At 72.2% G+C, this 19,985-nt stretch carries 15 protein-coding genes; 7 read left to right on the forward strand and 8 right to left on the reverse strand.

Annotated elements, in window-relative coordinates; genetic code table 11:
- Nucleotides 1-92 precede the first annotated feature (92 nt).
- From ACFWPS_RS07450 to ACFWPS_RS07460, 3 genes are all read right to left on the reverse strand, one after another.
- Entirely contained in the window at nucleotides 93-1,571 is a 1,479-nt protein-coding gene (locus ACFWPS_RS07450; RefSeq protein WP_383702042.1) for an FG-GAP and VCBS repeat-containing protein, read from the reverse strand.
- 391 nt (nucleotides 1,572-1,962) lie between these two features.
- Nucleotides 1,963-2,340, reverse strand: a complete 378-nt coding sequence (locus tag ACFWPS_RS07455; protein ID WP_383702043.1) for a hypothetical protein — start codon at nucleotides 2,338-2,340, stop codon at nucleotides 1,963-1,965.
- A gap of 308 nt (nucleotides 2,341-2,648) precedes the next feature.
- Complete coding sequence (locus ACFWPS_RS07460) at nucleotides 2,649-3,038, reverse strand: hypothetical protein (protein WP_383702045.1); 390 nt, start codon at nucleotides 3,036-3,038, stop codon at nucleotides 2,649-2,651.
- A gap of 469 nt (nucleotides 3,039-3,507) precedes the next feature.
- On the opposite strand from ACFWPS_RS07460, the gene ACFWPS_RS07465 reads away from it, so the two are divergent.
- A complete protein-coding gene (locus ACFWPS_RS07465; protein ID WP_383702047.1) occupies nucleotides 3,508-3,828 on the forward strand; it encodes an antibiotic biosynthesis monooxygenase family protein in 321 nt (106 codons plus the stop codon).
- Between the two features lie 40 nt (nucleotides 3,829-3,868).
- On the opposite strand, the gene ACFWPS_RS07470 is transcribed toward ACFWPS_RS07465, so the two are convergent.
- The 3 genes from ACFWPS_RS07470 to ACFWPS_RS07480 all read right to left on the reverse strand — a co-directional run bounded on the left by ACFWPS_RS07470 (nucleotide 3,869) and on the right by ACFWPS_RS07480 (nucleotide 7,092).
- Complete coding sequence (locus ACFWPS_RS07470) at nucleotides 3,869-5,098, reverse strand: NAD(P)/FAD-dependent oxidoreductase (protein WP_383702049.1); 1,230 nt, start codon at nucleotides 5,096-5,098, stop codon at nucleotides 3,869-3,871.
- A gap of 112 nt (nucleotides 5,099-5,210) precedes the next feature.
- Complete coding sequence (locus ACFWPS_RS07475; protein ID WP_383702052.1) at nucleotides 5,211-6,155, reverse strand: RNA polymerase sigma-70 factor; 945 nt, start codon at nucleotides 6,153-6,155, stop codon at nucleotides 5,211-5,213.
- Nucleotides 6,156-6,189: 34 nt separating this feature from the next.
- A complete protein-coding gene (locus tag ACFWPS_RS07480) occupies nucleotides 6,190-7,092 on the reverse strand; it encodes a hypothetical protein (protein WP_383702054.1) in 903 nt (300 codons plus the stop codon).
- A 293-nt stretch (nucleotides 7,093-7,385) separates the two neighbouring features.
- On the opposite strand from ACFWPS_RS07480, the gene ACFWPS_RS07485 reads away from it, so the two are divergent.
- Nucleotides 7,386-9,602, forward strand: a complete 2,217-nt coding sequence (locus ACFWPS_RS07485; protein ID WP_383702056.1) for a SpoIIE family protein phosphatase — start codon at nucleotides 7,386-7,388, stop codon at nucleotides 9,600-9,602.
- Nucleotides 9,603-9,612: 10 nt separating this feature from the next.
- Here the strand turns inward: ACFWPS_RS07485 and ACFWPS_RS07490 are convergent, their stop codons facing one another.
- The gene (locus ACFWPS_RS07490) at nucleotides 9,613-11,754 is read right to left on the reverse strand and encodes a sigma-70 family RNA polymerase sigma factor (RefSeq protein ID WP_383702058.1); all 2,142 of its coding nucleotides are present in this window, start codon (nucleotides 11,752-11,754) and stop codon (nucleotides 9,613-9,615) included.
- Between the two features lie 163 nt (nucleotides 11,755-11,917).
- Nucleotides 11,918-13,294, reverse strand: coding sequence for a pyridoxal phosphate-dependent decarboxylase family protein (locus ACFWPS_RS07495; RefSeq protein WP_383702060.1), 1,377 nt, complete (start codon nucleotides 13,292-13,294; stop codon nucleotides 11,918-11,920).
- Between the two features lie 128 nt (nucleotides 13,295-13,422).
- On the opposite strand from ACFWPS_RS07495, the gene ACFWPS_RS07500 reads away from it, so the two are divergent.
- The 5 genes from ACFWPS_RS07500 (at nucleotide 13,423) to ACFWPS_RS07520 (ending at nucleotide 19,984) form a co-directional block, all read left to right on the forward strand.
- Nucleotides 13,423-13,914 (forward strand): MarR family winged helix-turn-helix transcriptional regulator, encoded by a 492-nt coding sequence (locus ACFWPS_RS07500; RefSeq protein WP_383702062.1) that lies wholly within the window; start codon nucleotides 13,423-13,425, stop codon nucleotides 13,912-13,914.
- A gap of 214 nt (nucleotides 13,915-14,128) precedes the next feature.
- Entirely contained in the window at nucleotides 14,129-15,298 is a 1,170-nt protein-coding gene (locus ACFWPS_RS07505; RefSeq protein WP_383702230.1) for a sugar ABC transporter substrate-binding protein, read from the forward strand.
- A gap of 25 nt (nucleotides 15,299-15,323) precedes the next feature.
- Nucleotides 15,324-16,103: an ATP-binding cassette domain-containing protein gene (locus tag ACFWPS_RS07510; RefSeq protein WP_383702064.1), complete on the forward strand. Its 780-nt coding sequence runs from the start codon at nucleotides 15,324-15,326 to the stop codon at nucleotides 16,101-16,103.
- Nucleotides 16,094-17,332: a sugar ABC transporter permease gene (locus ACFWPS_RS07515; protein ID WP_383702066.1), complete on the forward strand. Its 1,239-nt coding sequence runs from the start codon at nucleotides 16,094-16,096 to the stop codon at nucleotides 17,330-17,332. Before ACFWPS_RS07510 ends, ACFWPS_RS07515 begins: the two co-directional genes overlap by 10 nt.
- A 252-nt stretch (nucleotides 17,333-17,584) precedes the next feature.
- Nucleotides 17,585-19,984, forward strand: a complete 2,400-nt coding sequence (locus tag ACFWPS_RS07520; protein WP_383702068.1) for a SpoIIE family protein phosphatase — start codon at nucleotides 17,585-17,587, stop codon at nucleotides 19,982-19,984.
- Nucleotide 19,985: the final 1 nt, after the last annotated feature.

The following is a 19,985-nucleotide window of genomic DNA, read 5'->3' on the forward strand; positions in this document are numbered from 1 at the left end:
CGTCGTCATCGGTGGCGTCGGGCAGGCCCGCGGGTCCTACGACCGGCGGGCCCGCCCGAACGCCTTGTGGAGAAGTTCTTTTGACCTGCGGTTCAGTCGGCGAAGACGGCGCCGAGCTGCGGCACGCCGGTCGTGGAGACGCCCAGCTTGCTCGCGGCGAGGGCCCGGGAACCCGTCGTGGTGATCTTCGAGCCGTTGGACGGCAGGTAGGTCACCGCGCCGTCGCCGCCGTTCTCGTACGAGCCGACGACCAGGTCGGCCTTGCCGTCGCCGGTGACGTCGTCGAGCTTGACGTCGGCGCCGAAGAGGTCGTTCTTCTCGTCGTCGCCGGGGACGCCGGCCGTGCTCTGCGCGAAGGACTGGGCGCCGGAGGCGAGGTTGATCCCGGTCTTCGAGCCGTAGAGGACGGTGACCTGGCCGGTGTTGCTGTTGCTGCCGATGTCCTCGTTGGGCGTCGAGACGGCCAGGTCGGCGTATCCGTCGCCGTTGACGTCACCGAGGTCTATCTCCCAGCCGAAGCCGTCGCCCTTCTCGGAGGTGCCGGGGACGTTGCTGGTGTTCTGGTTGAACATGGTGACCTTGGCCGGGCCGGAGGCGCTGCCGTAGGTGACGGCGACCCGGCCGCCGTTGGCGGAGTCCGGGAAGACGGTCCCGTCGCTGCTGGCGTCCCAGGAGGCGCCGCTGACGATGTCGCCGAAGCCGTCGCCGTTGATGTCGCCGACGCCGGTGACGATGCCGCTCTTCAGCGCCTTGGCACCGGTGACGGTCAGGCCCGTGGAGCTGCCCGGCAGCCAGTAGTTGGTGTTCCAGTGGTCGCTGGTCTTCGTCTCGTACCCGTCGACGATCAGGTCGGTACGGCCGTCACCGTTGACGTCACCGGCGGTGAGCTTCATCGGGCCGTACGGGTAGGAGCTGGTGCCCGGCTGGATCGGCGGCTTGACGGTGTACCGGCCGCCGGGCGTGCCGCTGCCGGAGAAGCCGCCCTTGAACACCCAGAGGGTGGCGGCGGAGCTGCCGACGGCGAGGTCGGCCTTGCCGTCGCCGTCGAAGTCACCGGCGGCGAGCTGCAGCCCCCAGTAGTCGTGGCTGCTCGGCGACGGGTCCTTGATGTCGACGCCCTTGCCGGTGAGGCCGCTCTCGGAGCCCCACAGGAGGGTGACGGTACCGCCGTCGGTGTCGGTGCCGACCTTCTCCGAAGGGGAGCCGACGGCGAGGTCGTCGTAACCGTCGGCGTTGAAGTCGGCGTACGCCAGAGTCTCGCCGAAGCTGTCGCCGGCCTCGGCGGTGCCGGGGACGCCGGCGGTGTTCTGGCTGATGGTGGTGCGCTTGGCGGTGGTGACGCCCGAGGCGGAGCCGTAGAGGGCGATGACCTGGCCGGCGCCCTTGTGACCGTTGACGTAGGCGGTGGTGGCCGAGGTGGCGATGTCGCCGATGCCGTCGCCGTTGAAGTCGGCGTGTGCGATCTTGACGGAGTCCGCGGCCGACGCCGAGGCGGCCGAGAAGGTGAGCAGACCGCCCGTCAGCGCGGCCGCGGTGGCCGTCGCGAGGGCGAGTCGCGGGAACGTGTGCATGCGGGTCGTCTCCTGCGGCATGCGGGGGCCGTCCACACCCGGCGGACGGCCGGAGTCAGTGTTGTCCGGCGATCAGGAGACCCGCGTCAAGGGGTAAGGGTTGTACATGAGTTCGATGAAATCTCTGGGGCTGCTGTGCCCTACAAGGACCCCGGTCGGCACTGATGCAGGACGAACTCCGCAACAGGTGCGCTGATGCACCACTGACCGCGGTTGTTCAGCGGGATCGAGCGAGCTGCCGCCCTGACAGCCAAAGAGACGCCCCCTGCGCGGACGCCGCCCGGCCGGTCTCGGGTCGGGCGGCGTCCGTGCTGTCGGTGTGTCAGGCGATGGCCTCGCCGGGGCTCACCTGCGCGGTGGCGCCGGTGGCCGTGCGTAGAGTCGCGTCTTCCTACTGCTTGTTGATCGCGGCGGATACCCTGCCAATCTCGTGGACAAGGGACTGTCCCCAGCTATCAAGGAGGGCCAGGTCCTTAAAAAGGAAGAAGAAAAAGACTCCCATGGACGACAGTCCGACTGCAACTATGGTTACCAGGTAGCCTTTTGCGCCGACTAACCCGTCCGGGAGGCTGTCCGCAATGTACATACCATTGTATGCGGATGCACACAGTGCCACCAGGCACGCCAATATAACGAGCGCGGCGAGGTAGAAACCTGGGATTGAATATGAGGTTTTCCAGAGCGCACGCACAAGCCAGCCAGAGACGGATGGTGTCGCGGCGCACACCCATTCAACTGCCTGGGACTTTATCTTCTCGAACGGGAACATCAACCCTTGGGTGATGTACTGGTCTCGCCCCGCCATGTATACGCGAGAGTCCTGGTGCGCCTCACCGTGCATGTTGACGGCACCGTAAGAGGTTTGACTGGGAGGGGTTTGACCATAACCTGATTCCCAGGAGGTCTGTGAGTAGTTCGGAGCATCACTGTGCGGGTTAGGCGACCAACTGGGATAACCGTATCCGCTACCCCAGTCCGCCGGTCCGTAATTTGACCCGTCGGGGGCTTGCAAGTGCTCCGGATTAGCGCTATATGGATTTTCCGGCTGCCCCTCGTCGCGGTACGGGCCGTAGTCAGTCATGGTCGCCCGAAATGCTGGTCGTTCGCGGCGATGTATATGTGGCTATGGTCGTGCGCGTTTCCGACCTGGTTAATTTCCTTACCGCCCTGCTGTTGCGCGGGCGCGAAAACCTCCATCAGGGCTCGGCCGGCCACAGGGTCCGCTTGAATCAGGTCGAGGAAGTAATTTCGCCAGCGGCGGCGAAATTCGTCCTCCGCTCCATGTCTTGTGTCGGCGGCAAGTTGGACGAGGAATGCCTGGTGCTCGTCCAGGGAGCGGCCTACGGATTCCACGGCCTCGGGTTGAGAGCGTCGCAGAACGGCAACTATTCGAGCGCGCGTGCTCTGCCAGGCGTCAGTTGCCATTGCCGACACTACGGCGGTGCCGAGAGTGCTGGCCAGCGCCATTGCTGCAGGGTCCATTCCGCCTCCCGTGGGCTGAGGCAGATTGAACCTCAGGCCGAACAGGCTACCCAGAGCTCCTAGTCAGAGGATATAGGGCGCTTTCCTGTCGTGCCCTCATCTGCGTAGCGTACGTTGACTACGCAAGACGGGCCGTCTGAAAGTCACTTCGACTTGAATCCCGCAGAGGTTCGGCATCCGCAGTCGGAGCCACTGACAACAACTGACGATCTGCAGAGAATTAGCCGGCCGACGCTGAGACTTGACGCCGCAGGTCAGCACGCTGTGGGCCCGCGTGTTGTTCTTCACGAACGGATCCAGAGTCCATCGCTGCCGTTCGTCCATGCGGGCCTCATCCCGATGCCGGAGCAAACCCCCGGATCAGGTCGAACCCGTACACCATTTCCATGGACGCAACCGGCGGAGTACCAAGTCACTCACACCCTCCTGATCACCCTTGCGCCAGGATGGGCTCATGAGCGTAGTGAAGATCAACGTGCTGTCCGTCCCCGCCGAGCAGCGGGAGACGCTGGAGAAGCGGTTCGCCTCGCGGGCGCATGCCGTGGAGAACTCGGACGGGTTCGAGTGGTTCGAGTTGCTGCGGCCGGTCGAGGGGACCGAGCAGTACCTGGTGTACACGCGCTGGAAGGACGAGGAGTCCTTCCAGGCGTGGATGGAGGGGCCGATGAAGGCCGCGCACCAGGGGGGTGCGGAGGGTGAGCGGCCGAAGCCTGCGGCCTCCGGTTCGACCCTGTGGTCCTTCGAGGTGGTGCAGTCGGCGGGGCCGAAGGGCTGACCCGGAGACCCTGCCGACGGGGACCGGCGGCGGTGTGCGGTCAGGCCGGCGTCGTGGTCGGGAGCGGGGTGTCCGTCCGAGCCGGTTGCGGTACGACGCGGCGGCGCCGGGCCGGGAGGCCGAGCGTCGGGTGGGCGACGGCCCAGGCCGCGCCCTTGCAGATCAGTTCCTTGTAGCGGGCGGCGGTGCGGCCCGTGAGGGCGGCCCGTACGGCGCGGTCGTCGGCCGTGACGTACTGGATCAGGCCCTCCCCGCGGCCCAGCGAGACGCACTGGTTGAAGTAGCGGAGCGGGGTCTCGGGGAGCTTTCCGCCGGTCAGGCGGGCCGCGATGGCGTCGGCGGCCTGCCAGGCCATCGGGAGGCCCGAGGCGCAGGACATGCGCAGCGGATTGCCGGCCGGGCCCGTCGCCATGGCCGCGTCGCCGACGGCGTACACGTCCGGGTGCGAGACCGAGCGCATGGTCCGGTCGACGACGATCCGGCCGGCGCCGGTGACCTCCAGGGCGGTGGCCCGGGAGATCGGGTGGACGGCGAAGCCGGTGGTCCACAGGGTGACGGCGGCCGGGATGGCCGTGCCCTCTGCCGTGGTCACCTGGCCGGGCGCCACGGCGGTGACGGCGGTGTGCTCGTGCACGGTGACGCCGAGCCCGTCGACGACCTTCCGCAGATGCCGGCGGCCCTTGGGCGAGAGCCAGTCGCCGAGGGCGCCGCGGGCGGCGAGGGCGACGTCGAGGTCCGGGCGGGCCTCGGCGATCTCGGTCACGGCCTCCAGACCGGTGAGGCCGCCGCCGACCACGACGACGGGCTCCCCCGCCGCCAGACCGGCGAGGCGCTCGCGCAGCCGGAGCGCTCCGGGGCGGCTCGCGATCTGGTCGGCGTGCTCGGCGGCACCGGGGACGCCCTGGTCGTTCCAGGCGCTGCCGAGGGCGTACACGAGGGTGTCGTACTCCAGTTCCAGTTCCGGCGCCGGTGCGCCGTCCTCGCCGGTGCCGTCCATGGCGGCGGCGGTGACCGTCTTCCGGTCGACGTCCACGGCGGTGACCCTCGCGAGCCTCAGCTCCACGCCGGTGCCGTCGAACATCTCGGCGAAGGGCCGGGGCCTGAGCTCCTGGCCGGTCGCCAGCTGGTGCATCCGGACGCGCTCGACGAAGTCGGGTTCGGCGTTGACGAGGGTGATGGCGACGTCTTCGCGGCGCAGCCGCCTGGCGAGGCGGCCGGCGGCGACGGCTCCGGCGTATCCGGCGCCGAGGACGACGATGCGGTGCTGCATGTCCGTGCTCCTGTCATCCAACTGTTCAGCGGGTCGCCACCTGAACCGGGCGGCCCGCCGTTTCCTGACAGGAGTGCGGTGTGAAGCAGATCACATTGAAGTGGACGCCGCGTCAGAAGAGGCGGAGCAGGGGTTCGCCGTGGTCGGTCGCCGCCCACTGCCTGGTCGCCCGCTCCAGCTTGTCGGGGTTGACCTGGTTGCGGAACGCGGCGATGCCCTCGGCGGTGATCTCCAGGCACATCACGCCGAAGACCCGGCCGCCGACGACCGCCACCAGGGCGGGGCCGCCGTTGGCGGTCGTGGCGTACAGCTCGACGGAGCCGCCGGCCAGGGCCCGCTGCGCCGGGCCCTGTTTGAACAGGCCCCGCATGAACTTCGCGACCGCGAGGGCACCCTCGAACGCCCTGGCCGCGGCCGGGACCTTCCCGCCGCCGTCGCCGATCGCGACGGCGTCCTCGGTGAGCAGCCGGACGAGCGGCTCGGTCCGGCCGCTGGTGGCGGCCGCGAGGAACTCCTCGATGATCCGCCGGGCGGCGGCCTCGTCGACCGCCGTGCGGGTCCTGCCCTCCGCGACGTGCTTCCTGGCCCGGTGCAGGATCTGCTGGCTGGCGGCCTCGGTGAGGTCGAGGATCCGGGCGATCTCCCGGTGCGGGTAGTCGAAGGCCTCCCGCAGCACGTACACCGCACGCTCGGCCGGGGTGAGGCGCTCCAGCAGGACCAGGACCGCGTACGACACCGACTCCCGCCGTTCCGCGGTGTCGGCGGGGCCGAGCATCGGGTCGCCGGCGAGCAGCGGCTCGGGGAGCCACTGGCCCACGTAGGTCTCGCGCCGGGCACGGGCCGAGGTGAGCTGGTTGAGGCAGAGGTTGGTGAGGACCTTCGTCAGCCAGGCCTCGGGGACCTCGACACGGCCGGTGTCGGCGGCCTGCCAGCGCAGATACGTCTCCTGCACCGCGTCCTCGGCCTCGCTCGCGGAGCCGAGGAGCCGGTAGGCGATGGCCGCCAGGCGCGGCCTGGCCGCCTCGAACCGGTCCACGTCGGTCAGGGTCAGGGCCATGGGCCGGATCCTAGTCCGGGCAGTGGGCGGGGGCTCAAGCGCGGTGGCGGTAGTAGGTGACCGTGTCCGTCGTCGCGTAGTTGCCGTGGTCGACGTCGAGGACCGTGACCACCGCGATGTCGCCGTTCGTCGTGTCACGCAGGCAGAAGGTGCGGCCGGGCGGGGCGTCGCGGAAATGCAGGCGGTCCTTGGCGGGGTGGCGGACGGCCTTGGCGGCGCACTGCGTGGCGGTCGGTGCCGCCTTGCCGGACACGACGTAGACGTCGGTGAGCGGCTGGATCTCGAAGGCGCCGGCACCGTCGCCGCCGGCGTTGGTGCTGATGCTCCACTCGGTCTCCGCAGCGCCGGACACACCGGCGCGCAGGTCGAAGTAGTAGTGGTAGTCCTTCAGGAACAGCCTCCGGTGGGCGTACACCCGCGTGTAGCCCTCCGAGGCCGAGGAAGCCGGGTCGGCGTGGCCCTGGTCCGGTGCCAGCGCCTCGTAGACGATCCCGCTCGCCGTGGCCGCGACGGCCAAGGCCACCACGGCGGTGGTCACCCGGTCCCGGGCCCGTAACCGACGTCCGGGACCGGACGGCTCCGGCGTACGACCGGAAGGGTCCGGCATACGACCGGACGGGTCCCCGTCCGGGCTGCCGGACGGCTCCCCGGACGGCAGCGGGTCGGAGGGGTCCCCGGACGGCGGGGGGTCGGAGGGGTCCCCGGACGGCGGGGGGTCGGAGGGGTCTCCCGTCGGGTCTCCACCCGAGGCGGCCGACGGCTCTCCGGACGGGACGGCCTGGTCGGCCCACGGTGACACCGCCTTGTCCACCGCCCCGGACGCCGCGACCGCGAAGGCGATGGCGATCGCCCACCGGTCGGCCGAGTCATGGGCCGTCCACAGCCCCGTCAGCGCGTACGACCCGGCCAGTGCCGTGCCGAACGTCCCCAATGTCACAAGGAGTAAGACCGCTCTCCGACGCCCTGCGCTCACGTCCGCTCCCCCTGCCACTCACGGCCCACCCAGCTTGGCATGGAACCGACATGTCGGGGAGAGGCGATACCGGGCATCGCCCGCCCTGGCCGGACGGCGGCCCGAGCCACCGAGCCACCGAGCCACCGGGCCACCGGGCCGCTATTGCCGGAGGAAGTTATGCACATATTGTCGTGAATAGGTGGTACGCGCCTCCCCACGGGGACGCCCGCGTACGAGGCGTGCCTCCCTCCGCACACGACCGGAGGACGAACGTCATGCGGCTCCGTGCCCGGCCCAGGGGTGACCTCCCGGTCGACGACGCCCTGGGCGTGGCACTGGCCGGCATGGTGCGCCGGACGGGGGCGGCGATCGGCGGCCTGTACCTCGTCGAGGAGCCTGCCGCGCTGCTGCGCCTGGTGGCGCTGTGCGGACTGCCCGTCGACTTCACCGCGCCCTGGCAACGGCTGCCGCTGACCGCGCCGGTCCCGGTGGCCGACGCGATCGCGGGGGACCACCTCGTCTGGATCGGCTCCCAGGACCAGATGGCGCGCCGCTACCCGCGGGCGGCGACCGTCCTGCCGTACCCCTTCGCGCTCGCCGCGGTCCCGGTGCGCGGGGTGCGCCGCCGCTGGGGCGGGGTGGTGCTGATGTGGCCCGCCGACCACCCCTCTCGGGCCACCACCCGCGAACGCCACCACATCACCGCGAGCGCCCGCCGGCTGGCCCGGCTCCTGGACGACTCCCCGGTGCCGCCGGACCTCCCCGACCGGCCGCGTGTCGTGGCCGTGGACTCCCTGCACCACCCGGCCCAGACCGCGCCGGCCGCCGTCGACTACCTCGACCGGCTCCCCGACGGCGCCCTGGCCCTGGACCTGGAGGGACGGATCACGTTCATGTCCGCCCCGGCCGCACGGCTGCTCGGCCGGGACGCCGACCGGCTGCTCGGCACGCGGCCGTGGCAGTCGCTGCCGTGGCTGGACGACCTGAGGTACGAGGAGCGGTACCGTCTGGCGGTCGTCAGCCGGGCACCGGTCACCTTCAGCGCACTCCGCCCGCCGAACCGGTGGCTGACCTTCCACCTCCACCCGGACGCCAGCGGCATCAGCGTGCGCATCACCGCCGGTGCGGAGACGGCGGCCGGAGCGAGCGAGCGGGCGGAGCCCGCGCCGACCACGCCCGGACGCCTCTACCAGCTGATCCACCTGGCGGCCGCGCTCACGGAGACGGTGACCACCCAGGACCTCGTGGCGCTCATGGCGGACCAGGTCCTGCCCGCGTTCGGCGCCCAGGGGCTCGTGCTCAGCATCGCCGAGGCGGGCCGCCTCCGGATCGCCGGGCAGCACGGTTACTCCGCCGAAGCCGCCGAACGCCTCGACGCCCTCCGCCTCGACACCGGCGTCACCCCGGTCGGCCAGGTCCTGGCGAGCGGTGTCCCCGCCTTCTTCGGCAGCCCGGCCGAGCTGACCACCGTCTACCCCCGGGCACCCCAGGTCAGCGGGAAACAGGCGTGGGCCTTCCTGCCCCTGGTCATCTCAGGGCGGCCGGTGGGGTGTTGCGTCCTCTCCTACGAGCGCCCCCACACGTTCACCGCCGACGAGCGCGCCGTCCTCACCCCACTGGCCGGTCTGCTCGCCCAGGCCCTGGACCGGGCCCGCCTCTACGACACCCAGCACCACCTCGTCCACCAGCTCCAGCAGGCACTGCTGCCACGCAGTCTCCCCACCCTGCCCGGTCTCGACGTCGCCGCCCGCTATCTGCCGGCCGGGCACGGCATCGACGTCGGCGGCGACTTCTACGACCTGCTGCGCCTGGACGACACCTGCGCGGCCGCCGTCATCGGCGACGTGGAGGGCCACAGCATGGCCGCGGCCGCCCTGATGGGCCAGGTCCGCACCGCCATCCACGCCCACGCCACCGCCGGAGCCGCCCCGGACCAGGTCATCACCCGCACCAACCGGCTGCTCGCCGACCTGACCCCCGACCTCCTGGTGACCTGCCTCTACGTCCACCTCGACCTGGCCCGCAAGGAGCTCACCCTGGCCGGGGCCGGCCACGTACCGCCGCTGCTGCGCCCGGCGGCCGGCCGGGCCCACCCCCTCCACCTCGACCCCGGGCCGCCGCTGGGCGTCGACGTCTGCGCCCGCTACCCCGTCACCCGCGGCGCGCTTCCGGCGGGCGCCGTGCTCGCCCTCTACACCGACGGCCTCGTCGAACGCCCCGGGACCGACGTCGACCGCGCCACCGCCGACCTCGCCGAGCACCTCGCACACGCCGACGTCGACGACCTGGAACGCCTCATCGACAGCCTCGTCCACCAGGCCTGGCCGGCTGGCGGCCACACCGACGACCTCGCCGTGCTCCTGCTGCGCACCGGGCACCCGTCGGCCGAGCAGGTCGAGCAGGCCGAGCAGGCCGAGCAGGCCGAGCAGGCCGAGCAGGCCGAGCAGGCCGAGCAGGCCGAGCAGGCCGAGCACGGAGCGTCCGGTAGCTGACCTGACCCCGTCAGCGGGGATGGGCCGTGAAGACGTCGTGCAGGACGTCCATGTAGGCGCCGTGGCCGCTGGGGCTGGCCCAGGCCGTGGCGGACTCGGCGGCCGTGCCCTCGCCCCATTCGTTGTAGGTGACGAGCAGTTGGAAGGGCGCGCCGGAGGTGGCGACGGTCGTGGCGTCACGGCGGAAGCGGTCGAGGTCACGGGGAACGACCGGTTCGTCGGCGTCGTACTTGTAGAAGCCCGGCGAGAGGATCGCCGAGTAGCCCTGCTGGAGGTCCAGGCTGGACGCGTACTGGTGCCAGCCCTGCGGCTGGTTCGCGCACGTGCGGTAGCCGCCGAACACCTTCAGGACGACGTAGTAACCGGCGGTGCGGTTGGCCTCGGTCCACCGGTCGACCATGTCGCAGCCGTCGCCGCCCGCCGCGTACACGAAGATCACCGGCTTGCCTTCGATGTGCAGCCAGGTCTTCTGGTCCGAGTACTTGCGCAGGTACACGAGGTCGCTGTGGATCTGGGTCACGGACGGGTTCCCGTACGCCTCGTTCTCGTAGTACGTCGTCCAGGAGAAGCCCAGCTCGGCGCCCTCGGACATGAGCAGCGGCATCCGCTTGTCCTCGCGCTTGCCGGCGCCCCACCAGGAGGCGATGCCGGCCTGGAGGCCGCCGTACTGCATGTCCTTGATCTGCCGGTCGATGGTGGCGGGGTCGTCCTGGTCGTAGTCGGAGGCCGATGCGGTGTACTGGCTGCCGCCGTCGGTGTGCGGGTTCTTGTCGTACCAGGGGTAGTAGAAGGCGGCGCGGACCGGGAGCTTCGTGTCGACGGTCGTGGGGGCCGGGGCCACCGCGGTGGCCGTCGGCTTCTTGGAGGCACGGGGACGGGCCGTCGCGGACGTCGACGCCGATGCGGTCGACGGCGACGGGGAGACCGACGGGGGCGCGGAGCGGACGGTGGGCGACGGGGAGAGCGCGGCGGCCGTGGGGGCGGTCGGGGCGCCCGGGCCGGCGGCCAGGGCGACCGCGGCGATCGTGACACCGGCGACGCCCGCGGCGGCCAGCGAGAGCAGGCCGACGAGCTTGCCGGCCGAGGCCGCCTTGACCGCCGAGGCCGCCTTGACCGCCTTGCCCGACCTGGCCACGCGACCGGCACGGCCGGCGCGGGTGGCACGGACCGCGGGCGCGGCTTGCGCGACCGGGGCGGCGTCCGCGGCAGACATGGTGTGCGCTGCGGTGGTGGAATGCCCGGCTGCGGTGGTGGAATGCCCGGCGGCGGCGGTGTGCGTGGCAGTCGTGGTGTGCGCTGCGGTCGTCGCGCTGCTTCCGCCGCCCGCCCGCAGGGCCGCCGCCGTCAGCGCGACGACCGCGGGCGGGACCGGTACCAGGGCCAGGTCCGCGAGCAGCCGCTCGGCCGGGACCACGTCGGCCCCGTCGAACACCCCGTCGCAGGCCGGGCATTCACGGGTGTGCCGGGCCACCCGCTTGCGCCACAGACCGCTCGGCCGTCCGTCCCAGCCGTACAGCATCCCGTCCAGGCCCGGGCAGCGGGGCGCCGCCTCCAGCGCCCGCACCACCGCCCGCGCGACCTCCAGGCGTGCCTTCAGCCGCTGTACCCGGACGCCCGCCTGCGCGGGCGGGATCTCCAGGGCGGCGGCCAGTTCGGCACGGCTGAGCTGACCGGCCACCTCCATCCACCACACGGCGAGCAGTTCGCGGTCCTCCGCGTCCAGCCAGCGGGTCGCCTCGGCGGTCTCGCGCCGCTGCTCGGACAGGTGCAGCACGGTGATGGCGAGGTCGGCGAAGTCGGCCCCGGGATCGGCGAGTTGCGCGGTCTCGTCCAGCCACTCGGCGCCGGCCTGCGGCGGCGCCGCCCGCCGCAGCCGCCAGTGCCGGCGCACCTGGCGCATCGCGATCGCCACCAGCCACGAGCGGAACGCGGCGGGATCGCGCAGCTGCGCCACGTCGCGGACCATCTGGAGCATGACGTCCTGGACGACGTCGTCGGTGTCGGAGGGCGCGTTCAGGGCACGCCCGACGACGTTGTAGACGAGGGGCAGATGGTCCGCCACGAGCACGTCGAGCGCCCGCTGGTCGCCGGCCTGCGCGGCCCTGACGACGGCGGTCTGCGCGTCATGTCCACTGGGTGAGAAGTCGCTCATGCAAGGGGAGGGTCGGTCGACGCCGTCGGCATAACGGAAAACCGCGGCCAGACTAGCGGGCAGGTGTCCTCCGCCCGCCGGCGCGTACGACGGTGGGGGCGGGTACGGCGCCGTAGCGGTACGGGGCGGTACGGGCCCCTTCGTGCACGGCGCGGTGCGGCCGTCAGGTGGCCCGCGTAACCCCCCTGGCGAGCCGCTCCACCCGGTCGTGCAGGTCCTCGACATGGTCCTCCGACTCCGGCTTCATGAGGACGCTGCGCAGGATCCGGGCGCCGTCCGCGTCCGCCGTGACCTTGGGGTGGCGGGCGGCGAAGGCGTCTCGGTCGGCCTTGAGGGTGCTGAGGAAGACCGGGTCGGGGGCGGCCATGCCGTCGGTCAGGACGCGGGCGGAGGCGGCGTCGATCGCGGTGAGGGCGGCCGGGTCGGTGGCCGGGAAGTAGGTGACGATGTCCAGCTGGGGGCGCTGGTAGAGCTCCAGGGCGTCCGACGCCTCGATCAGGTCCGCCCAGCGCAGGGCGGCCCGGCGCCCGGCCGCCAGCACCTCGCCGAGGCCGTCGGGCGTGGGCGGCAGGAGCCGGAAGGTGAGCCACAGGGCCGCCGCCGCGGCACCGGCACGGGAGCACTCCAGGCTGATCTCGCCCAGGTGGAGCTCGCCGGAGGTGAAGTAGGTGTACGGCGAGTCGTGCAGGTAGAAGCGGCCGACGTCGGGGTCCCGGAAGAGGACGGCTCCGCAGCCGTAGGGCTGGAGTCCGTGCTTGTGCGGGTCGACGACGATCGAGTCGGCCCGGGCGAGGGCCCGCCAGGGCTCGGGCGGCAGCCCCTCGGGGCCGTCGGCGCCGGCGAGGAGCGTGAAGAAGCCGCCGTAGGCCGCGTCGACGTGCACGCGGACGCCGTGGCGCTCGGCGAGCGGCAGGATCTCGTGGACGGGGTCGACGGCGCCGAGGCCGGTGGTGCCGGTGGTGACGACGACGGTGCCGACGGCACCGGTCTCCAGTACGTCCGCCAGCGCGTCGAGGTCCATCCGGCCCCGGTCGTCGGTGCGGACGGGGTGGCTGGTCATGTCCAGGACGTGGCACATACGGCCGTGGGTGTAGTGGGCGTCGGCGCTGTGCGCGATGCCCCGGCCGGGGTGGAGCTCGCGGGCGACGAAGAGGGCCTCGAGGTTGGCGATGGTGCCGCTGGTGGTGAGGTGGCCGAGGTGGGTTTCGTACCCGAACATCGCGGCTAGCTGCGCGACCGCCTCGCGTTCCATCGCCGCCGTGGCGGGGCCGCCGTCCAGGGCGTGGTTGTTGGGGTTGATCAGCATCGCGGTGAGGTGGCCGACCACCGCGGCGGGGTGCGGGGGCTTGAGCATCTGGCCCGCGTAGTGCGGGTGGAAGAAGGGGTAGTTGTCCTTGAGCCGGTCCGTGAACTCGGCGAAGACCGGCGCGAAGCGGTCGTCGGCGACGTCGAGGGACGGGTGGCGCCGGTAGGGGCCGAAGGTGTCGGCCCACTCCTGTATCGCGTCGGTGGCTCGGCCGAGCCAGTGCTGCAGATCCACGGATCTTCCTCTCGCTCGCGGTGCTCTCACCGTACGATTTAATTGACTAGTCAGCAATCATCTAGTCAGCAATTGAGCGAGCAGTTATCGCCTCAGCAGTAAGTGCGGTCACAGTAAGGTCGGTCGCGATGAACTCCACGCCCCAGCACGACGCCGAAGCCGCCGCCCGCGCCGCCAACAGCCCGCTCGTCCGGGACTTCGGGCTGCTGATCACGTCCGCCACCCGCCTGGAGCAACGCATCGACAGCGCGCTGCGCCGGGAGTGCGGGATCAGCCACACCATGCTGGAAGTGCTGATCCTGCTCTGCCGCCGGTCCGGCGAGGAGATCTCCCAGCGACAGCTGGCCGACGGCCTCACGCTCACCAGCAGCGGCACCACCCGCCTGATCGACCGCATGGAGGAGGCCGGGCTGGTCCGGCGGGCGCCGTCACCCGGGGACCGGCGGGTGGCCCTGGTGGAGCCGACCACCGAGGGGCGGGCGGCGTTCCTGCGCGCGGCCGCGGTGCACGCCCGGATCGTGGAGGAGTTCTTCGTCGGACCGCTGACCGCCGACGACTACACGCGACTGACCGGCGCGCTGGCCTCGATCGACCGGGCCCTCCGCGAGGACACCGAGTAACAGCTTTACTACCCTAATACCGGACATTTGATATGGGGTAAGTCGGGGCAAATCCCTCGAAGAACCGGTCGTCGGTCTGGTTGCTGGTCTGGTTGCCGGTGTGGTCACTGGTCTGGGCAGGGGTCTCGTCATGAGTCTCGGCGTGGGTCTCCGTATGGGTCTCGGCGTGGGTCCGGGCACGGGTGCGGGCATGGGCCCGGAAGCGGGGCCCGGGATGGGTCCGGGCGCGGGGTCCGGCAGAGGACCGGGCGCGGGGTCCGGTGGCCGGATTCCGGGTGTGCGGTGTAGGGCGCTCGTCCGGGTGGTGGTCGCGGTCGCCGTCGGCGCCGGGCTCGTGCTGGCCGGGGCCTGTGGCGGTGCCGAAAGCGGAGGCGGGGGCGGAGGCGGGGGCGGGCCGGGGGCGGGGCTCAGTGTCGGCGTGCTGCTGCCGGGTGGCGGGGCCTCGCGGTTCGGGCAGTTCGACCGGCCGTTCATCGAGCAGAAGCTGAAGCAGCTGTGCCCGCACTGCCCGGCCGCGGCCGTCGTGGCCACCCCCGAGCCGGATGTCCAGCAACAGCAGCTCGACGCCATGATCACCCGACGCGTGGACGTCCTGATCCTCTCCGCCATCGACCCCAGGTCGCTGCGCTCGTCGGTGGAGGCCGCGCACCGGGCCGGCATCCCGGTCGTCGCCTACGACCGGCTCGCACAGGGCCCGATCTCCGGTTACGTCACCTTCGACGGCGCGGCGATCGGCAGGCTGCAGGGCGAGGGGCTGCTCAAGGGCATGGGGGCGAAGGCGAACGGCGGCCAGATCGTCATGCTGAACGGCGCCGCGGCCGACCCCAACGCCGGCTGGTTCAAGCAGGGCGCGCTCTCGGTCCTGCGGGGCAAGGTGCGGATCGGCAAGTCGTACGACACCCCCGACTGGCGGCCGGACAACGCCTACACCGAGATGGCCGGCGCCGTCTCCGCCCTGGGCGCGGACCACGTCGACGGCGTCCTGGCCGCCAACGACAGCCTCGCCGGTGCCGCGATCGCCGCCCTCGACGCCGGCTCGGTCCGGCCGCTGCCCCCGGTGACCGGCCAGGACGCCGACCTCTCGGCGGTGCAGCGGATCGTCGCGGGCCGGCAGTACATGACCGTCTACAAGTCCTACCGGGCCGAGGCCGACGCCGCCGTCGAGATGGCCGTCGCCCTGGGGCGCGGCGAGCCGGTCCCAACCACCGCCACCACCGTCGACAACGCGACCACCAAGGGCATCCCCGCGGTGCTGCTGCCGGCGTACTCGGTGACGACCGGCACGATCAAGGACACTGTGGTGAAGGACGGTATCTACACCATCGACCAGATATGCACCCCCAAGCTGCGGTCCGCCTGCGCCGAGGCCGGACTCACCTCATAGGGCCCGGGGAAGGAGGTGGTGGCCCGTGGTCCAGCCCCTGCTGGCGCTGCACGGTGTCTCCAAGCGCTTCGCCGCCGTCCAGGCGCTGGTCGACGTCGACCTGGAGATCCGGGCCGGGGAGGTGGTCGCCCTGGTCGGCGGGAACGCGGCCGGCAAGTCCACGCTGGTCAAGGTGATCTCCGGGGTCGGTCCCCCGGACCGGGGTGTCATCGCGTGGGAGGGCCGCCCCGTCCAGATCAGACGCCCCCACGACGCCCGGGCGCTCGGCATCGCGACCGTCTACCAGGACCTCGCCATGTGCGGGAACCTCGACGTCGTCGGCAACCTCTTCCTCGGCCGGGAGATCCAGCGGTACGGCGTCCTCGACGAGGTCGAGATGGAGCGCCGCGCCCGTGAGCTGCTGCGGACCCTGCCCATCGACATCCCGGACGTGCGGGCCCCGCTCGCCACCCTCTCCGGCGGCCAGCGGCAGGTCGTCGCGATCACCCGGTCGTTCCTCAGCGCGCCCCGGCTGCTCCTCCTCGACGAACCCACCGCCTCCCTGGGCATCGAACAGACCAACCACCTCCTCGACCTCGTCGAGGAGCTCCGCGACCGGGGCACCGGGATCCTCCTGATCAGCCACAACATGGGGGACATCAAGGCCGTCGCCGACCGGGTCGCCGTACTGCGGCTCGGCCGCAACAACGGCCTGTTCGACGTGGGCACCACCTCCCAGGAGCAGATCATCGCCTCCGTCACGGGCGCGGCGGACCACTCCGGCCGGCACCGCCCCTCCGCCGACCCAGGGGAGAGATGGTCGTGAGGGGGCCCTTCACCGGCCGCTTCCGGCAAAGCCGCCTCCGGCGAGACCGCTTCCGGCGATACGCCGGCACCGCGCGCCGTCGGCTGCACGAAGGCGGCCTCGGTCCGGCCCCGGTGCTGCTCGCCTTCGGCGTGATCTGGGCGGTCTTCCAGAGCCTCAACGCGAACTTCCTCTCGCCGCGCAACCTGTCCGTGCTCAGCGTGGACATCGTCGGGACCGGGATGATCGCCGTCGGTGTCGTCTTCGTGCTGCTGATCGGGGAGCTCGACCTGTCGGTGGGGTCGCTGGCCGGCCTGTCGGGCGCCCTGTTCGCGGCGCTGAACGTGAACCACGGGATGCCGCAGTGGCTCGCCGTGCTCGTCGCGGTCGGGACGGGTGCGGGCGCCGGGGCCTTCCACGGGTTCGTGTACACCAAGACCGGGGTGCCCGCGTTCGTCGTGACCCTCGCGGGGCTGCTGACCTGGAACGGCCTGATGCTCTACCTGCTGGGCCCGGAGGACGCCATCGACTTCGACGGGGACGGGCTGGTGGCCATGCTGACCAGCCGCCACTTCCCGGCCGCCGTCGCCACCTACGGCCTGGCGGCGCTCGGTACGGCGGCCTACCTCGCCGTCTCCTTCCACGACCGCGGCCGCCGGGCCGCCGCCGGCATGCCGAACCGGCAGGCGGCCGAGATCTGGGTCCGCACCGCCCTGCTCGCCGTCGCCGCCTTCGCCGCCGCCTACGTCCTGGACCGCTTCGAGGGCCTGCCCCTCGCCCTTCTGATCTTCCTCGCGGTCCTCGTCGCCTCCGACCTCCTGCTGCGCCGCACGGCCTACGGCCGCCAGGTCCTCGCCCTCGGCGGCGGCGCGGAGGCGGCCCTGCGGGCGGGCGTCGGAGTGGCCCGGGTACGGATCTCCGTCTTCCTCGTCTCGGGCGCGCTGGCCGCGGTCGGCGGCCTGTTCGTGGCCTCCCGGCTGACCTCGGCGACCACGGTGCCGGGCTCCGGCATGCTGCTGATCAACGCCATCGCCGCCGCCGTCATCGGCGGCACCAGCCTCTTCGGCGGCCGCGGCTCGACCTGGTCGGCGCTGCTCGGCGTCCTCATCATCCAGTCGATCGCCTCGGGCATGGCCCTGCTGGGGGTCCAGCCCGCGGTCCAGTTCATGATCACCGGCGGGGTGCTGCTGATCGCGGTGGTCTTCGACGCCCTGGCCCGGCGGGCGGCGGCGGGTCGGGCGCGGGCCTAGGTGTGCGTCCCGACAGTTCCCGTCGTCGCCCGGAGGGAAGCCTCGCGGCGTCAGGTGCGTGCTCAGGAGTCCTCCTCCCGGCCGGAGGCTGGGGAGGGAGTGCCGGGCGGCGTGCCGTCGTCGCGTGTCCGGTGCCGGTGCCGGTGCCGGTGCCGGTGCCGGTGCCGGTGCCGGTGCCGGTGCCGGTTGAGCGGAGCACGGCCTGGCGGGATCCTGGGAACGGGGCAGGGTACCCGCACGTCCGGAGGCACCATGGAAGGACGCATACCGGAGGACCTGGCGGTCGTCGTCGACGCCGACGGGGCGGTCCTGGTGTGGAGCGCGGGTGCCCGGCGGCTGCTCGGGTACGAACCCGCCGAGGTCGTCGGCCGCTCCACCCAGATGCTGCTCGCCGCCGAGCTGCCCCCGTCCGCGCGCCGGCACCTCGCCGACGGGCAGCGCTGGTCCACCGAGGTGGCGCTGCGGCACCGCAACGGCGACCGGGTCGTGGTACGCCTCCAGGGAATCCCGCTCGCGGACACCGGCGACAGGCCGCTCTGGCTGGTCACCGGTGCCGCGTCGACGACCGTGGCCGGACGCGACCAGCCGGGCGCCGCGACCCTGTGGGACCTCACGCTCGCCCAGCTGCCCACACCGGTGGCGATCTACGACCGCGAGGCCCGGTTCGTCGCCGCCAACGACGTCATGTCCCAGATCATGGGCCTGCCCGCGGCGGAGATGCGGGGCCTGACCCTGTCGGAGATCGAGCCCAGCTTCCCCTTCGACGAGTACGACCGCCTCCAGCGGCAGGTCCTGCGCACCGGGCGGACGATCTTCCACGAACAGCACGCCCAGGCGCCCGGCGAGACCCGGGAGCACTCCTGGTCGATGTACTTCTCCCCGCTGAAGGACGAGAACGGCACGGTGCAGGGCCTGTCCGCGGTCGTCTTCGACACCACGGAGCAGTACTGGGCCCGGCGCCACCTGGCCGTCCTCAACGACGCCGGCATGCGCATCGGCACCACCCTGGACGTGACCCGCACCGCCGAGGAACTGGCCGAGGTGGCCGTGTCCGGCTTCGCGGACTTCGTCACCGTCGACCTGCTGGAGTCCGTCGCCCTCGGCGACGAGCCGGAGCCGCTGAGACCGGGCGAGCCGGTCGCCGTCCGCCGTACGGCACAGCGGTCGGTGCTCGAGGGCTGCCCGGAGTCGGTGGCCGACCCCGGCGACGTGTTCCGCTACCCGGTGGACACGCCTCCGATGCGGACCCTGCTGGCCGGCCACGGCACCCGCCACCGGCCCGGCGACCCCGGCATGCAGGAGTGGCTCAGGACCTCCCAGGCCCGCGCCGACTCCGTCGCCCGGCACATGATCCACTCGGTGCTGATGGTCCCGCTGCGGGCCCGCGGCGTCACCCTCGGCCTGGCCCACTTCCTGCGGCACCGCACGCCCGAGTCCTTCACCGAGGACGACCAGCGGCTCGCGGAGGAGATCGTCGCCAGGGCCGCGGTGAGCGTCGACAACGCCCGCCGCTACACCCGCGAGCGCCGCACCGCCCTCACCCTGCAGCGCAGCCTGCTGCCCGGCCGGCCGCCGGGCCTGGCGGCGACCGAGGTGGCCTACCGCTACCTGCCCACCGGTTCCGGCGCGGACGTCGGCGGCGACTGGTTCGACGTGATCCCGCTCTCCGGCGCCCGGGTCGCCCTGGTCGTCGGCGACGTCGTCGGCCACGGCATCCACGCCTCGGCCACGATGGGCCGCCTGCGCACGGCGGTACGGACGCTGGCGGACGTCGACCTCGCCCCCGACGAACTCCTCACCCAGCTGGACGACCTGGTCATCCGGCTCGACCGTGAGGAGGGCCCGGAGGTGCCCGGCCGGACGGAGGCGGCGTCGTCCGGCGAGGTGGGCGCGACCTGCCTGTACGCCGTGTACGACCCGGTGACCCGCCGCTGCACCGTGGCCCGCGCCGGCCATCCGCCGCCGGCCCTGGTCACCCCCGACGGCGACGTCCGCTTCCTCGACCTCCCGGCCGGCCCGCCGCTCGGCCTCGGCGGCCTGCCCTTCGAGTCCGCCGAGGTGGAACTGGCGGAGGGCAGCCTGCTCGCCCTCTACACCGACGGCCTGGTGGAGACCGCCGGCCACGACATCGAGGTGGGCCTCGGCCTGCTCCGGCGCGCCCTGGCCGACCCGGCCGCGCCCCTGGAGGAGACCTGCGACCACGTCCTGCGCACGGTCCTGACCGACCGCCCGGCCGACGACATCGTCCTGCTGCTCGCCCGCACCGCCGCCCTGGACACCGCGCAGGTCCGCACCTGGCGGCTCCCCCGGGACCCGGCCGCCGTCGCCGGGGCCCGCAAGATGGCCTGCGAACAGCTGGAGGCCTGGGGGCTGACGGACACGGTCTTCGCCACCGAACTGATCGTCAGCGAACTGGTCACGAACGCGGTCCGCTACGGCGACGGTCCGATAGCCCTCCGCCTGATCCGCGACGCGTCCCTCATCTGCGAGGTCTCCGACGGCAGCAGCACCGCCCCCCACCTGCGCCGGGCCCGCGTCTACGACGAGGGCGGCCGCGGCCTGCTCCTGGTCGCCCAGATCTCGGAACGCTGGGGCAGCCGCCAGACCCCGACCGGCAAGACGATCTGGGCGGAACAGCCGCTGCCCACCTGAC

Source organism: Streptomyces sp. NPDC058457 (assembly GCF_042720695.1).
Taxonomy (GTDB): Bacteria; Actinomycetota; Actinomycetes; order Streptomycetales; family Streptomycetaceae; genus Streptomyces.

Coding starts and splice junctions, on each gene's coding strand:
- ACFWPS_RS07515 (WP_383702066.1), top strand. CDS start 16,094: ATGGTCGTGAGGGGGCCCTTCACCGGCCGCTTCCGGCAAAGCCGCCTC.
- ACFWPS_RS07455 (WP_383702043.1), bottom strand. CDS start 2,340: ATGTTCCCGTTCGAGAAGATAAAGTCCCAGGCAGTTGAATGGGTGTGC.
- ACFWPS_RS07505 (WP_383702230.1), top strand. CDS start 14,129: ATGGGTCCGGGCGCGGGGTCCGGCAGAGGACCGGGCGCGGGGTCCGGT.
- ACFWPS_RS07470 (WP_383702049.1), bottom strand. CDS start 5,098: ATGCAGCACCGCATCGTCGTCCTCGGCGCCGGATACGCCGGAGCCGTC.
- ACFWPS_RS07450 (WP_383702042.1), bottom strand. CDS start 1,571: ATGCACACGTTCCCGCGACTCGCCCTCGCGACGGCCACCGCGGCCGCG.
- ACFWPS_RS07475 (WP_383702052.1), bottom strand. CDS start 6,155: ATGGCCCTGACCCTGACCGACGTGGACCGGTTCGAGGCGGCCAGGCCG.
- ACFWPS_RS07520 (WP_383702068.1), top strand. CDS start 17,585: ATGGAAGGACGCATACCGGAGGACCTGGCGGTCGTCGTCGACGCCGAC.
- ACFWPS_RS07490 (WP_383702058.1), bottom strand. CDS start 11,754: ATGAGCGACTTCTCACCCAGTGGACATGACGCGCAGACCGCCGTCGTC.
- ACFWPS_RS07465 (WP_383702047.1), top strand. CDS start 3,508: ATGAGCGTAGTGAAGATCAACGTGCTGTCCGTCCCCGCCGAGCAGCGG.
- ACFWPS_RS07485 (WP_383702056.1), top strand. CDS start 7,386: ATGCGGCTCCGTGCCCGGCCCAGGGGTGACCTCCCGGTCGACGACGCC.
- ACFWPS_RS07460 (WP_383702045.1), bottom strand. CDS start 3,038: ATGGCGCTGGCCAGCACTCTCGGCACCGCCGTAGTGTCGGCAATGGCA.
- ACFWPS_RS07500 (WP_383702062.1), top strand. CDS start 13,423: ATGAACTCCACGCCCCAGCACGACGCCGAAGCCGCCGCCCGCGCCGCC.